11 protein-coding genes are annotated in these 15038 nt (G+C 73.1%); 4 read left to right on the forward strand and 7 right to left on the reverse strand.

The genetic code is table 11. From position 1 onward, the window contains the following. Positions 1-23: 23 nt before the first annotated feature. The 5 genes from BFF77_RS11340 to BFF77_RS11355 all read right to left on the reverse strand — a co-directional run bounded on the left by BFF77_RS11340 (position 24) and on the right by BFF77_RS11355 (position 5696). A complete protein-coding gene (locus tag BFF77_RS11340; protein ID WP_066947239.1) occupies positions 24-1622 on the reverse strand; it encodes an acyl-CoA carboxylase subunit beta in 1599 nt (532 codons plus the stop codon). Beyond that, the gene (locus BFF77_RS37730; protein WP_281196358.1) at positions 1619-1744 is read right to left on the reverse strand and encodes a hypothetical protein; all 126 of its coding nucleotides are present in this window, start codon (positions 1742-1744) and stop codon (positions 1619-1621) included. Before BFF77_RS37730 ends, BFF77_RS11340 begins: the two co-directional genes overlap by 4 nt. Then, on the reverse strand, positions 1741-3678 hold the full coding sequence (locus BFF77_RS11345; RefSeq protein WP_079125041.1) for an acyclic terpene utilization AtuA family protein: 1938 nt from the start codon (positions 3676-3678) through the stop codon (positions 1741-1743). Before BFF77_RS11345 ends, BFF77_RS37730 begins: the two co-directional genes overlap by 4 nt. Continuing rightward, on the reverse strand, positions 3675-4457 hold the full coding sequence (locus tag BFF77_RS11350) for a TIGR03084 family metal-binding protein (protein WP_079125042.1): 783 nt from the start codon (positions 4455-4457) through the stop codon (positions 3675-3677). The genes BFF77_RS11345 and BFF77_RS11350 overlap by 4 nt, the downstream gene beginning before the upstream one ends. A 129-nt stretch (positions 4458-4586) precedes the next feature. Beyond that, complete coding sequence (locus tag BFF77_RS11355) at positions 4587-5696, reverse strand: EamA family transporter (protein ID WP_079125043.1); 1110 nt, start codon at positions 5694-5696, stop codon at positions 4587-4589. Positions 5697-5901: 205 nt separating this feature from the next. On the opposite strand from BFF77_RS11355, the gene BFF77_RS11360 reads away from it, so the two are divergent. Both BFF77_RS11360 and BFF77_RS11365 read left to right on the forward strand, forming a co-directional pair. After that, a complete protein-coding gene (locus BFF77_RS11360) occupies positions 5902-6759 on the forward strand; it encodes a LysR family transcriptional regulator (protein ID WP_066947244.1) in 858 nt (285 codons plus the stop codon). Between the two features lie 257 nt (positions 6760-7016). Further along, positions 7017-8102 (forward strand): alpha/beta fold hydrolase, encoded by a 1086-nt coding sequence (locus BFF77_RS11365; protein ID WP_066947246.1) that lies wholly within the window; start codon positions 7017-7019, stop codon positions 8100-8102. 162 nt (positions 8103-8264) lie between these two features. Here BFF77_RS11365 and BFF77_RS11370 read toward each other — a convergent pair whose 3' ends face one another. After that, the gene (locus tag BFF77_RS11370; protein ID WP_066947249.1) at positions 8265-11210 is read right to left on the reverse strand and encodes an FAD-binding and (Fe-S)-binding domain-containing protein; all 2946 of its coding nucleotides are present in this window, start codon (positions 11208-11210) and stop codon (positions 8265-8267) included. 599 nt (positions 11211-11809) lie between these two features. Between BFF77_RS11370 and BFF77_RS11375 the strand changes: the two genes are divergently transcribed. Next, on the forward strand, positions 11810-12457 hold the full coding sequence (locus BFF77_RS11375) for a GTP-binding protein (RefSeq protein ID WP_066947258.1): 648 nt from the start codon (positions 11810-11812) through the stop codon (positions 12455-12457). 258 nt (positions 12458-12715) lie between these two features. Beyond that, the gene (gene serC, locus BFF77_RS11380) at positions 12716-13834 is read left to right on the forward strand and encodes a phosphoserine transaminase (RefSeq protein ID WP_066947251.1); all 1119 of its coding nucleotides are present in this window, start codon (positions 12716-12718) and stop codon (positions 13832-13834) included. Positions 13835-13900: 66 nt separating this feature from the next. Here the strand turns inward: serC and BFF77_RS11385 are convergent, their stop codons facing one another. Further along, positions 13901-14974, reverse strand: a complete 1074-nt coding sequence (locus tag BFF77_RS11385) for a YncE family protein (protein WP_066947253.1) — start codon at positions 14972-14974, stop codon at positions 13901-13903. Between the last annotated feature and the right edge of the window lie 64 nt (positions 14975-15038).

The raw sequence follows: 15038 nt of genomic DNA on the forward strand, positions 1-15038 counted from the left end.
GGGTACGGGGGCACGGGGACGGCTCACATACGGAAGACGCCGAAGCCGCCGCGCACGCCCTCGACCGGAGCCGAGTGGATCGCGGACAGGCACAGGCCCAGCACGGTACGGGTGTCGCGCGGATCGATGACGCCGTCGTCGTACAGCCGTCCCGACAGGAACATCGGCAGCGACTCGGACTCGATCTGCCGCTCCACCATCGCCCGCAGCGCCGCGTCACCGTCCTCGTCGTAAGGCTGTCCCTTGGCCGCCGCCGATCCGCGCGCCACGATCGACAGCACCCCGGCGAGCTGCTGGGGGCCCATCACCGCGGACTTGGCGCTCGGCCAGGCGAAGAGGAAACGCGGATCGTAGGCCCGGCCGCACATGCCGTAGTGCCCGGCCCCGTACGACGCGCCCATCAGCACCGACAGATGCGGCACCCGGGAGTTCGCCACCGCGTTGATCATCATCGCGCCGTGCTTGATGATCCCGCCCTGCTCGTACTCCCTGCCGACCATGTAACCGGTGGTGTTGTGGAGGAAGACGAGAGGAATGTCACGCTGGTTGGCGAGCTGGATGAACTGCGCGGCCTTCTGCGACTCGGCGGAGAACAGCACACCCCGCGCGTTCGCCAGCACGCCCACCGCGTAGCCGTGCAGCCGGGCCCATCCCGTCACCAGGCTGGACCCGTACAGCGGCTTGAACTCGTCGAAGTCCGAGCCGTCCACCACACGGGCGACGACCTCGCGCGGGTCGAAGGGAATCCTCAGATCGCCGGGGACGATCCCGAGAAGCTCCTCCTCGTCGTACTTCGGCGGCTCGGCCGGGCCAGGATCGGCGTACGCCTTGCGCCAGTTGAGCCGGGCGACGATCTGCCGGGCCGTGCGGAGCGCGTCCTGTTCGTCCAGCGCGTAGTGGTCCGCTAGCCCCGACGTACGGGCGTGCATCTCGGCGCCGCCGAGCGACTCGTCGTCGCTCTCCTCGCCCGTGGCCATCTTCACCAGCGGCGGTCCGCCGAGGAAGACCTTCGACCGCTCCTTGATCATGACGGTGTGGTCGGACATCCCGGGCACATACGCCCCGCCCGCCGTGGAGTTGCCGAAGACGACGGCGACGGTGGGGATCCCGGCGGCGGAGAGCCGGGTGAGATCGCGGAAGAGCGCTCCGCCGGGGATGAAGATCTCCTTCTGGGACGGGAGATCGGCGCCACCGGACTCGACCAGACTGATGACGGGCAGCCGGTTGGCGTACGCGATCTCGTTGGCACGCAGTGCCTTCTTCAGCGTCCACGGGTTGGAGGCGCCGCCGCGTACGGTCGGATCGTTGGCCGTGATCACGCACTCGACGCCCTCGACCATACCGATGCCGGTGACCATGGACGCGCCGACGGGATGGTCACTGCCCCATGCGGCGAGCGGCGAGAGCTCAAGGAAGGGCGTGTCCCGGTCGAGGAGCAGCTCGATCCGCTCCCGGGCGAGGAGTTTGCCGCGTGCGCGGTGGCGGGCCACATACTTCTCCCCGCCGCCGGCCAGGGCCCTGGCGTGCTCGGCGTCCAGTTCGGCGAGTTTGGCGAGCATGGCCTCGCGGTGGGCGCCGTAGTCGGGGGACGCGGTGTCGAGGGCCGAGGGCAGCACGGTCACAGCGGTACCTCCACGGTCGCGGTTCGCGTTTCGCGGTCGGTCGCGGCTGGCGGTTCGCGGTCGGTCACGGCTCGCGTTTCGCGGTCGGCCGCGGCTCGCGGCTCGCGGTCGGTCACGGTCACAGCAGTACCTCCGGGATGTCCAGATACCGGGCGCGCAGCCACTCACCGAGGGCCTTGGCCTGCGGATCGAACCGGGCCTGGGCCGCGACGCCCTCGCCGAGCAGTCCCCCGACGGTGAAGTTGAGGGCGCGCAGACGGGGCAGAAGATGGCGGACGACGGTCAATTCCCGGCATTCGGGGATCAGTTGCCGGAAGCGCTCGGTGGTCAGCTCATGGGCCAGCCAGCGCCAGCCGTCCTCGTCCCTTGCCCATACGCCGACATTGGCGTCGCCGCCCTTGTCACCGCTGCGGGCGCCGACGACGAGGCCGAGCGGCGCACGACGGGTCGGCAGCCCCTCGGGTAGCGGCTCCGGAAGCTGCCCGGCCGTCTCCGTGACCGGTTCCAGCACCTTCGTACGGACGGGATGCGGCACCGTCGTCCGCCGTCCGTCCGGCAGTACGGCCACCTGCGTGACCTCGGCCGCGTCGACGTACACCGCCTCGAAGACCCCGTACGGCGCGCCGTTGCCCGGTGGCGCGGTGACATGGAAACCGGGATAGCTCGCGAGCGCCAGCTCGACGGCCGCCGCGCCGACGGCCCGGCCCACCGCCTCGGGATCGCTGTCCCGTACGACGAGCCGCAGCAGGGCGCTGGCGGTCTCCTCGGTGCCGGCGTCAGGACGGTCGGTACGGGCCAGCTCCCAGCGCATCCGCGCCGGACGGCGGTGCGCGAGCGCGTCCTCCAACTGCTCGCGCACCAGCCGGGCCTTGGCGTCGATGTCGAGTCCGGTGAGGACGAAGACGATCTCGTTGCGCCAGCCGCCGATCCGGGTGAGGCCGACCTTGAGGGTGGGCGGCGGCGGCTCGCCGCGTACGCCGGTGATCCTGACGCGGTCGGGCCCTTCCTGGGCCAGCCGTACGGTGTCGAGCCGGGCGGTCACATCGGGGCCCGCGTACCGGGCACCGGCGGTCTCGTACAGCAACTGCGCGGTGACGGTGCCCACGTCGACGACACCGCCCGTACCGGGATGCTTGGTGATGACCGCCGAGCCGTCGGCGTGGATCTCGGCGAGCGGGAAGCCCGGACGGTGTATGTCGTGGTGGGTGAAGAAGGAGTAGTTGCCGCCGGTCGCCTGGGTGCCGCACTCCAGCACATGCCCGGCGACGACGGCGCCCGCGAGGGCGTGCAGGTCGTGCGCGCTGCCGGAGCCTTCGGGACTCCCGGGGCTTTCGGAACTGCGGGGGCTCCCGGAGCCTTCGAGGACCCCGGAGCCTTCGGAGTCCTGCGCGCCGATGCCGGTGCCGGGATCCCGGAGGTCCCAGCCGAAATGGGCGGCGGCCGGTCCGGTGACCAGCGCCGCGTCGGTGACCCGGCCGGTGATCACCACATCGGCTCCCGCGCGCAGACACGCGGCGATGCCCGCGCCGCCGAGATACGCGTTGGCGGTGAGGACGCCCTCGCCCCGGGCCCCTCGTACCGGCCGGTCCCCGGCCAGCAGATCGTCCCCCTCGACGTGGGCGACCCGTACCGGCACGCCCACCCGCTCGGCCAGCTCGCGTACGGCGGTGGCGAGCCCGGCCGGATTCAGTCCGCCCGCGTTGGCGACGATCCTGACGCCGCGCTCATGGGCGAGACCGAGGCCCTCCTCCAACTGGCGCAGAAAGGTCTTCGCGTAGCCGGCGTCCGGGTTCTTCGTCCGGTCCCTGCCGAGGATGAGCATGGTCAGCTCGGCGAGATAGTCCCCGGTGAGGACATCGAGCGGACCGCCCGTGAGCATCTCGCGCAGCGCGTCGAAGCGGTCACCGTAGAAGCCGGACGCGTTCCCGATCCGCAGCACATCACCGGGTACGCCCCGCGCGCCTCGCACCTCCCGCGCGCCTCGCACCTCCCGCGCGCCTCGCGCGCCCTGCGCACCCCGGGCCTCCCGCGCGCCCTGCTCGGCGGCGTCGTTCATCGGGCCCCCTCCGGCGCGCGGCCCGCACCCGCCGGGCCGGCGAAGGCCTGCGCGATGTCCAGCCAGTGGTCGGCGTCGGCGCCCTCGGCCCGTACGGCGAGATCCGCGCGGTGCGCCCGCTGGGTGACCAGCAGACAGAAGTCGAGCGCCGGCCCGGTCACCCGCTGGGCCGCGTCCTCGGGACCGTACGTCCACGACTCCCCGTCCGGGCCGGTCAGTTCGACGCGGAAGGGCTCGGCGGGCGGCCGTTCCCCATGGACGAGATACGCGTAGTCCCTGGCCCGTACGCCGATCCACGCCACATGCCGCAGCCGCGCGGTCGGCTCACGCCGGACACCGAGCGCGTCCGCGATGTCCCGGCCGTGCGCCCAGGTCTCCATCAGCCGCGCGGTGACCAGCGAGGCCGCGCTCATCGGCGGCCCGTACCAGGGAAACCGGGCGCCGGGCGGTGACGCGCGCAAGGCGTCCCCGAGCCGTACGCGGCCCTCGCGCCAGCGGGCGAGCAGTTGGGCGGGCGGCAGCGACACACCGGCCGCCGCGCCCTCGTCGACGAAGGAGCCGGGCGCGGCAAGGGCCTTCTCCGACTCCTCGGCGAAGGCCTCCGGATCGGTCACGGCGAGCAGCGCGGCCCGGTCGGTCCAGGTGAGATGGGCGATCTGGTGGGCGATGGACCATCCGGGGGAAGGCGTCGCGAGGGCCCAGCCCCCGGGATCGAGAGGAGCCACCAGCGCGTCCAGTTCCTCGCTCTCGGCACGCAGATCGCCGAGCAGGCCGTGCACTGGCGCGCCCCCGGCCGCCGGGCCGGACACGGGACCTGATGCGGACACGGATGCGCTCCCCTCGGGACACGGCGGTGTGCGTGCCCCGGAGCATGGCAGCGCCGGCAGAAACAAGCAAGCGTGCTTGCTTTACCGCCGGCCGGTCTCCTCGCCCGCAGCACGGTCGGTCGGTTCGCCCGTCACCCGGTCCGTCAGGTCGGCCCCCTCGGCCGCCGGTCGGTCCGCCGGTCGGTCCGCCCGTCTGACCGCCCGGCGGCCCGCGCGTACGCCCTTCCCGCCCACCTGGGTCCGCACCGCGCCCATGCTCGCCACGATGACCAGCGCGATCGCCAGCGCGTCGGTGGCGGAGAGCGCCTGGCTCAGGACCAGGAATCCGGCCGTCGCCGCTATGGCGGGCTCCAGACTCATCAGCACGGCGAAGGTCGAGGACGGCAGCCGCCGCAGGGCGAGCAGTTCGAGCGTGTACGGGAGGACGGAGGACATCAGCGCCACCGCGAGTCCCAGCCCCAGTGTCGACGGCACCAGCAGCTTCGATCCCGACTCGGCGACACCGAGCGGCAGCGCGAGCAGCGCGCCCACCCCCATGGCCAGGGCCAGCCCGTCGGCCTGCGGGAAGCGCCGGCCGGTGCGCGCGCTGAAGATGATGTAGGCCGCCCACATGACGCCCGCCGAGACCGCGAACGCCGCGCCCACCGGATCGAGCCGGTCGAACCCGCCGCCGCTGAGCAGCAGCACCCCGCCGAGCGCCAGCACGGCCCAGAGCACATTGACCAGCCGCCGGGAGACGATCACGGAGAGCGTGAGCGGGCCGAGGACTTCGAGGGTGACGGCCGCGCCCAGCGGAATACGGTCGGCCGCCTGGTAGAAGAGCCCGTTCATGGCGGCCAGCACCGAGCCGAAGGCGATGACCGTTCCCCAGTCGGCCCGCGAGTGTCCGCGCAGTGTGGGCCGGCAGACCACGAGCAGGACGATCGCGGCGAGCACGAGCCGCAGCGCGACCACACCGAGGGCGCCGGTGCGGGGCATGAGCAGCACGGCGACGGCCGAGCCGAACTGTACGGACAGCCCGCCGGCGACGACCAGCGCGACCGGGCCCAGCGCCAGGCCGGCTCCCGCCGGGCTCTCACCGGCCCCGGCGGCGGCTCCGGCGGTAGCTGCTGCGGCGGCAGCCTCTGGGACGGAACCCCCGGCAGGGACGGACCCGCCGGTGGGGAGAGGGGCGGGGACGCCGGAGGTCACAGCCGTCGAGGCGCCCTCAGCCGTAGCGGTACGCGGCTCTTCCACCGGAATCCTCCCCTGACACCTGACGCATCCGCACGTGGTTCACTTCAATGGACTCGAAGTCCAACACACCGTACTCCACCCGCCTGCCGCACCGCTCACCGTACGGCCCGGTATCCCACCCGGTGAAATGCCGATTGGGCTGCCGTTATGCTCCGGACGCATGAGCATTGAGATGCGCCATCTCCGCTGCTTCCTCGCCATCGCCGAAGAATCCAACCTGACCAGGGCGGCGGTCCGGCTGCACCTCACCCAGCCCGCCGTCTCCCGCACGCTGGCGGCACTGGAGAAGCATCTCGGCGTACGGCTCGCGGAGCGCTCCACCCACCATCTCGCACTCACCGCGGACGGGCGCGCCTTCCGCGACAAGGCCGCCGCGGCGGTGGCCGCGTTCGACGAGGCACTCGACGCGGGACGGCTGCGCCGCCGTCCGCTGCGGCTCGGCCACCCGTGGTCGGCCTTCGGCCCGTACACCACGCCGCTGCTGCGGCGCTGGCAGCGCGAGCAGCCGGGGACCCCGCTGGAGCTGCTCAGGATCGACGACCGTACGGCCGGGCTGACCCGCGGCGAGGTCGACGCGGCGCTGCTGCGCGGGCCGGTGGAGATCCCGGGGCTGGTCAAGGAGCTGTTGTTCACGGAGGGGCGGGTGGCGGCCGTACCGGCCGACGGACCGCTGGCCGCGCGTGCGTCGCTCACACTGGCGGACCTGGCGCCGGAGCCGCTGATCGTCAACCGGGTCTCGGGTACGACGAGTCCGGCGCTGTGGCCCCCGGGGGCCGGGCCCGCGACCGCCGTCACGGTCACCAACACCGACGACTGGCTGACGGCGATCGCGGCGGCGCGCGGTATCGGTGTCACGGGCGCCTCGACCCCCGTGGTCCACCAGCACCCGGGCGTCGCCTACCGCCCGCTCTCCGACGCCCCGCCGCTGCCGGTCTTCCTGGTCTGGCGCGAAGGCACCGCCCACCCGGCGATCCCCCGTCTCGCGGCCCTGGCACACGAACTGACCGCGGACGCCTGAGCCGGGAGCCGAGGGCCGGAGACCTGGCGACCGGGGACCATCCCCGACACGGGCACCGCCCCCGCCACGCGGGCCGTCCGCCCCGCCCAAGAGACCGACACCCGCCGATGTCACTCCCCGTACGCGCACCGCTACCCGAACGGCGGTCCCGTTCACCCGTACGGCTCTCGCGGCGCGCCCTGCCGCCGGGCGTTGACCACACTGATGCCGTTCTCGTCCGACCGTCATCCGACCGTCAACCGTCAGAGGAGACAGACATGGCCATGCCCTCCGATCCCGGCTCGCCCTCCGCTCCCCCCTGGATACGCTCGCGCACCGGTCCGGGGAAAAGGCCGCGTACGGGCCCGCGGATACGTTCGCGCCGCGGCTACGCGCTCGCCGCGATGCTCACCGCGACCACGCTCGCCCGCGCCGTACCGGCCGTCGGCGCCGCGACCGTCGCGCCCACGAAGCGCGGCGGCACCGCCAGGCCGACGATCGTGCTGGTGCACGGTGCCTTCGCCGACGCGTCGAGCTGGCGCGAGATCGTCCCTCTCCTCCAGAGCGAGGGCCACCACGTCATGGCACCCGCCAATCCGCTGCGGGGCCCGGCCGCCGACACGGCGTATCTCGCCGGAGTGCTCAGAAGCGTCGAGGGCCCGGTCGTCCTGGTCGGCCACTCCTACGCCGGCGCGGTGATCAGCGGCGCGGCGGTCGGCAATCCCCAGGTCAAGGCGCTCGTGTACATCAACGCACTGGTGCCCGACACCGGCGAGCTCCTCTCGGTCCTGACCGACAGGTTTCCCGGCAGCGAACTCACTTCGGCGCTGACGCCGGTGCCGTTCACCGGGCCGGACGGATCCGTCGGCACCGATCTCTACGTCAAGCCCGAGCTCTACCGTCCGGTGCTCGCCGCCTCGCTCCCGCCCACCACCACGGCGGTACTGGCGGCCTCTCAACGGCCGATCGACGCACGGGCGTTCAGCGAGGCGACCGGTCCCGTCGCCTGGCGGACCGTCCCCTCCTGGGCCCTGGTCTCCCGCCAGGACCGGGCCGTCCCGCCCGAGCTGGAGCGCTTCGAGGCCCGGCGGGCCCGCTCCCACACCCTGGAGATCGACTCACCGCACCTCGCGATGCTGGCCCATCCGAAGGCGGTCACGGATCTGATCCTGGACGCGGCCGGGTCCCGGTCGTCCACCAGGGAGCGGGCGAGGACGGCCCTGGCCGCGACGGGCCCCGCCGGCGCCCCGGGCCCGGGCTCGGGCTCCACGGCACAGATCGTCGCCGGTGCGGCCGGTGCGGCCGTCGTCGCCGGTGCGGGCATGGTCTCGGTGGTCCGCAGACGCCGTCCCACGGAAAGCTGACGGCGGTCCGCGGCCAGGCCCTGCCCGGCCGCCATCACACCTCACCCTGACCAACCGTCGTCCCGCCTCGCCCTGGCCGTGCGCCATCGCGCCTCGCCCTGCCCGGCCGCCATCACGCCCCACCCTGCCCGGCCGCCGTCACCCTCGTCCCGTCCGGCCGTATCACCCCTCGCCCGGACCGTCCGTGATCCTCCCCGTCGGCGTCCGCGCCGGACTCCTCCCCAGCGCCTCGGCCAGCACCTCCGCCAGATGCCGGGCCGGGTGGCCACCGAGCTGGTCGAGCTGCGTACGGCAGGAGAACCCGTCCGCGAGAAGCTCCGCCTCCGGCCCGGCCGCCCGCACCGAGGGCAGCAGCTGGTCCTCCGCACAGGCCACCGACACCTCGTAGTGGCCGCGTACGAAACCGAAGTCGCCCGCGAGACCGCAGCAGCCTCCGCTCAGCTCGCCGGTCAGACCCGCCCGTTCACGCAGCCGCCGGTCCGCCGCGTCACCGAGGACCGCGTGCTGGTGGCAATGGGTCTGGCCGGCGACCGTACGGTCCAGCCGAGGCGGCTCCCACTCCGGCGCGCACTCCTCCAGCGCCTGGGCGAAGGTCCGTACGGACGCGGCCAGCCGCGCCGCGCGCGGGTCGCCGCCGAGCAGTTCCGGCAGGTCGGTCGTCAGCGTGGCGGCGCAGCTCGGCTCCAGCACGAGCACCGGCAGCTCCAGGTCGAGCAGCGGTTCCAGCCGGTCCAGCGTGCGGCGCATGACCGTACGGGCCTGATCGAGCTGGCCCGTCGAGACATACGTCAGCCCGCAGCACACCTGGCCGCCGCGACCGCGCTGGCCACCGCGCTCGCCCGGCGGCACCACGATCCCGACGCCGGCCGCCTCCAGTACCCTCACCGCCGCCCGTCCGACCGACGGCGCGAGGTGCTCGGTGAAGGTGTCGGGCCAGAGGATCACCGCACGGCCGCGGGCGAACACCTCGGCCCTGCCCCTCATATGGCGCCTCAGCCACCGTCCGAAGGTCTCGGGCGCGAGCCGCGGAATCGTCCGTTCCGGAGCGATCCCGGCCAGCCGCTTGGCCAGGGCCGCCAGCGGCGGCACCCGCGCCGCCGCGTTCAGCACCGGCGCGCCGTACGCGTACCTCGCCGCCGCCCTGAGCCACACCGGCAGCCGGCCCATCGCGTAGTGCGCGGCGGGCCGCCGCCGTCCCCGGTAGTGCTGGTACAGGAACTCCGCCTTGTACGTGGCCATGTCCACGCCCACCGGACAGTCGCTGCGGCAGCCCTTGCAGGACAGACAGAGGTCGAGCGCGTCCCGTACCTCCTCCGAGCGCCAGCCGTCCGTGACCACCTCGCCCGCGAGCATCTCGTGGAGCAGCCGGGCGCGCCCGCGCGTGGAGTGCTGCTCCTCGCCCGTCGCACGGAACGAGGGGCACATCACGCCCGGCCCCGAACCCGGCCCCGCCACCCGGCACTTCGCCACTCCGACACATCTGCGCACGGCCGCCGAGAAGTCCCCGCCGCCCGGTCCGTCGTGCGGATAGCCGAAGGCGACGCCGACGCGCTCGCGCGGCAGCACGGAGAAGCGGAGATTCTCGTCGAGTCGGGCGGGCCGGGCGAGCACGCCCGGATTCATCCCGCCCGCCGGGTCCCAGAGGTCCTTGAACTCCCGGAAGATCCCGACCAGTTCGTCTCCGTACATCGTCGACAGCAGTTCGGAGCGCGCCAGCCCGTCGCCGTGCTCGCCGGACAGCGAGCCGCCGTGCGCGACGACCAGGGCGGCCATCTCCTCGGAGAACCGGCGGAAGCGCCGCACGCCGTCCTCGCCCAGCAGGTCGAAGTCGATCCGGACATGGATGCAGCCGTCGCCGAAGTGCCCGTACGGTGTGCCGCGCAGTCCGTGTTCGGCCAGCAGGGCGCGGAAGTCGCGCAGATACGCGCCGAGCCGGGCGGGCGGTACCGCGCAGTCCTCCCAGCCGGGCCACGCCTCGCTGCCGTCCGCCGTGCGGGTCGCGGTGCCCGCCGCGTCCTCCCGTACCCGCCACAGGGCCCGCTGCGCGGCCGGATCGTCCACCACCAGCCCGTCCAGCGGGTCGGCCGCGCGGAGGATCTCCAGCGCGGCGGCCCGTGCCTCGGCGGGTGTCGCGCCGCCGGTCTCCGCGAAGAGCCAGGCCCCGCCGCGCGGCAGCTCCTGCCCGCCGCCGCGCCCGCCGCCGCTCGCGCCCCGTACCCGGACGAGGTCCTCGGCCATGCCCTCGACGGTCAGCGGACGGTACGGCAGCAGCCCGGCCGCGGCCTCGGCGGCGGCGCTCTCGTCCGGATAGCCGAGTACGGCGAGCGCCCGCGCGGCCGGTGCCTCGACCAGCCGTACGGTCGCTTCGGTGACGACGCCGAGCGTGCCCTCGCTGCCGCAGAAGGCGCGGGCCGGATCGGGGCCCGCCTCGGGGAGCAGCGCGGGCAGCGCGTAACCGGAGATCAGCCGGGGCAGCCCGGCGGGAAAGCCGGTGCGCAGCGGCGCGAGATGCCGGTCGACCAGCTCGCGCAGTCCGGCGGGAGCGCCGTCCCAGCCGCGGCCGAGGCGCAGCGTGTCACCGCCGTACGTCAGGACCGACAGCCCCTGGACGTTGTCGGCGGTCGTCCCCCAGGCCACCGAGTGCGATCCGCACGCGTTGTTGCCGATCATCCCGCCGAGCGTGCAGCGGCTGTGCGTCGACGGGTCGGGCCCGAAGGTCAGTCCGTGCGGGCGTACGGCGGCGCGCAGATCGTCCAGGACGACACCGGGCTGGACGACCGCCGTGCGCGCGTGCGCGTCCACGGACAGGACGGACCGCAGATGGCGGGTGAGGTCGAGCACCACGCCCGTGCCGGTGGCGTTCCCGGCGATCGAGGTGCCGGCGCCGCGCGGCACCACCGGTACGCCGTACTCCCGGCAGACCGCCAGCGCCGCCGCCACATCCGCCGCGTCCCGCGGTGCGACGACGCCCACCGGGACGCGCCGGTAGTTGGACGCGTCCATGGTCGTCAGCGCGCGTGCCGCCGCGTCGAACTCCACCTCGCCGCGCACGGCCGTTCCCATCGCCCGCGCGAGTGCCCTCGTGTCCGGCGTATCCGACTCAGCCATGACCCCAGGATGCCCCGGCCGTCACCGCGACCCAGGCTTTTCGCCGTCGTCCGCACCCGGCGCACGGAAGAAAACCGAACAGGAAACTCCCAAACTGATCGTCAAATCTCATATAGTGGCCACCGTTTGAGCAATATTCAACAGATTCCAAGCCTGTCACCTCCGGACCCTCTCCGACTCACCCGAGTGGGGCGACACGGGGCCTCCCGCCCCCGCCGCGCCCGCCGCCGCCCCACCGGCAGCCCGGTTCAGCGCCTTCCGGAAGGTCGTACCAACCGCTCCACCGCACCCGGCCACCCCCACACACCCGGAAGGCGATCCACTATGACCACGACCGGCGCCCCCGTTCCCCCGCGCACCGCCGCGCACGCACACGGACGGAGCGGCCCACGGGCACGGGCATGAACCGGCCGGCCCCGGGAACCTTCCCGGGGCGCCCGTCGTCCTCGTACACCCCGTACGGCTCCGCGACTTCCCGATCCCGACCTCCCCGAAGCAGGTGCGCGTTGGACTCCGCAACCTCCGAACGGCCCACCGGAACGCCCGCCGACCGGTCCGCGGGCGCGGCCGTGGCCGTCCCGTCCACGGCCGTCGCGTCCATGGCCCAGCGGTCCTCGGCCGGGCCCTCGCTGGCCCGCACCGTCGACAACGCTCTGAAGATCGTCATCGTCGGCGGCTTCGGTGTCGGCAAGACGACCATGGTCCGTTCCGTCAGCGAGATCCGTCCTCTCAACACCGAGGAGACGCTCTCCCGCGCGAGCGAGGACGCGGATGTGGTCCCCGATCTGGACGGGCTGCGAAGAAAGACCTCCACCACCGTCGCCTTCGACTTCGGCCGGATCTCGCTGGACGAGAAGTCCGTCCTCTATCTCTTCGGCGCCCCGGGCCAGGAGCGCTTCTGGTTCCTGTGGGAGCGGCTCTTCTCCGGGACGCTGGGCGCGGTCGTCCTGGTCGACACCCGCCGTCTCTCGGACTCCTGGTACGCCCTGGACCGGCTGGAGCACCACGGCACGCCCTTCATCGTGGCCTGCAACGACTTCGGCGGGCCCTTTCACGCGGTGGACCAGATCCGTACGGCACTCGCGCTGGCCCCGGACGTACCGCTGGTGGAGTGCGACGCGCGGGACCGCTCGTCCAGCAAGTACGTGCTGATCACACTGGTGGAGTACCTGTACGAGCTGGCGTCGAGGCGGGCGGCGGGGGACGGCGCGGCCGAGGAGCCGGCCGACGGGCGGAGCGCGGGCTGACCGGACCGGGGCACGGGCCATCCGCCGGCCGTCACAGCAGGTAGCGATATCCTCCGAACGAGTGAAGCCGGCCGGCGCCACGGCGCAGACGCCCGCCGGCCACGGCGGAGGCGTCCGTTCCACTCCGGACGGCTCCCGGACAGCTCCAGGCGGCGCCGGACCGGTGCCCCCGCGAGGCCGGAAGCGGCCGTCTCCTCCGCGTCTCACCCGACGGACACCGTTGCCGGCCGTGCGCCGGGAGGGACTAGGCTCCGGCCCGTGGCCGATATCCAGATTCCCGCTGACATCAAGCCCGCCGACGGCCGTTTCGGCGCAGGTCCCTCCAAGGTGCGGACGGAGGCGGTGGAAGCGCTGGCCGCCACCGGTACCTCTCTGCTCGGCACATCCCACCGGCAGGCCCCGGTCAAGAACCTGGTCGGCTCGGTACGCGAGGGTGTACGGAGCCTCTTCGAGCTGCCCGAGGGATACGAGGTGATCCTGGGCAACGGCGGCTCCACCGCCTTCTGGGACATCGCGACGCACGGTCTGATCGAGAACAAGTCGCAGCACCTCTCCTTCGGCGAGTTCTCCTCCAAGTTCGCCAAGGCGGCCAAGCTCGCGCCCTGGCTGGCCGAGCCGACCGTCATCTCCTCCGACCCGGGCTCGCACCCGGACCCGGAGGCGGAGGCGGGCGTCGACGTCTACGCCTTCACGCACAACGAGACCTCCACGGGCGTCGCCGCGCCGGTCGAGCGGGTCGCGGGCGCCGACGAGGGCGCGCTGGTCCTGGTCGACGCGACCTCGGGCGCGGGCGGGCTGCCCGTCGACATCGCCGAGACGGACGTCTACTACTTCGCCCCGCAGAAGTCCTTCGCCTCCGACGGCGGCCTGTGGATCGGTGTCTTCTCACCGGCCGCGCTGGAGCGCGCCGCCCGCGTGCACGGCTCGGGACGCCATGTGCCGGAGTTCTTCTCGCTGCCGACCGCGATCGACAACTCGCTGAAGAACCAGACGTACAACACCCCGGCGCTGGCCACCCTCTTCCTGCTGAACGAGCAGCTCGACTGGCTCAACTCGCAGGGCGGCCTGGACTGGTCGGTCCGCCGCACGGCCACCTCGGCGCGCACGCTGTACGGCTGGGCCGAGGCGTCCAAGTACGCGACTCCGTTCGTGGTCGACCCGGCGAAGCGCTCGCAGGTCATCGGCACGATCGACTTCGCGGACGAGATCGACGCGGCGGCGGTCGCCAAGGCCCTGCGCGCCAATGGCATCGTCGACACCGAGCCCTACCGCAAGCTCGGCCGCAACCAGCTCCGCGTGGCCATGTTCCCGGCCGTCGACCCGGCGGACGTCGCGGCCCTGACGGAGTGCGTCGACTACGTCATCGAACGCCTCTGACGTCCCCCGCCCCGCATTCCCCCGACGGGCCCCGGCGCCGGTGCGCCGGGGCCCGTCGTGTCGCGCTCAGGACCTGCCGCGCAGGCGCTTGAAGCCGAAGAAGAGCACCGCGCCGCCGATGAGGATGAACGCGCCCAGGGTCGCGTTGCCCTTGGCGGCGTTGCCGTCGGCCGTGCCGGCGTCGTCGGGGCCGGTCGCGGAACCGCCGGTGCCGGAGGGGGAGTTGCCGGAGCCCTTGCCCTTGTCCGTGTCTTCGCCCTTGCCCTTGCCGTTGTCCAGATCCTCGCGGACGACCTGGCTCTCCTTGCCCTCGGAGCCGAACATCAGCGCGCTGCCGTCCGCCGTGTAGGTCACGGACTCCGCCTGGCCCTGGAACGGCGCGTGGACCGCGTGGTCCTCGCCCAGGCGGCCGTTCTTCCACGCGTAGGCCCGTGCGCTGAAGTACGAGCGCAGTACCAGTTCCGTGCCGTCGGGCGAGAAGGCCCCGTCCGTCACCCAGGGCACCTCGCCGATCCGCCGGAAGACATTCGTGCCGGACGGGGTCAGCCGCGCCGGGCCCTCGTAGAGTCCGCCGCCGTTGTCGTTCTTCGAGGCGATGTAGACGCGGCCCGTCCCGGGATCGACCATGAGCGCCTCGGCGTTGCGCGGTCCGTCCGCGTACTTCACGGTGAACTGCGTCGCCCGCACCGTCATGTCCTTGAGCGCCGCGGGCTCCGGGAAGCGGTAGATCCACACATGGTCCCAGCTCCCGTCGAGGTTGTCGCCGATGTCGCCGACATACACGTTTCCATCGGAACCCAGGGAGATGGCCTCCACGTCCCGGGGCTCACCGACGCCCTCCAGGGTGATCGTCGCCACCGTCTCGCCGGTCCTGGAGTCCACGGCGAAGACATAGGGCCCGTCGTCGCTGTCGTTGTGCGTCCAGTAGATGCCCGGGTGGCGACGGCTCGCGGCCAGCCCGCTGGACTCGACGATCCGGGGATCCCTGATCGTGAAGGTCCGGTCGGGTGTTCCGTCGTCGGCGGAGGCGGGCACGGACGCCGGCACGCTCAGCAGCACGGCGGCGGCGAGGACGGTGGCGGCGAGGACGGTGGCGGCACCGGAAAGACGCAGGCCGGAATGGCGCGGAAGCGAACGCATGCCACCAGCCTGCCATCCCGCCCGCGCACGGATACGTGACGTGCGCGGGCGGGATGGCAGGCTG

It is taken from the genome of Streptomyces lushanensis (assembly GCF_001700515.1).
GTDB lineage: Bacteria > Actinomycetota > Actinomycetes > Streptomycetales > Streptomycetaceae > Streptomyces > Streptomyces lushanensis.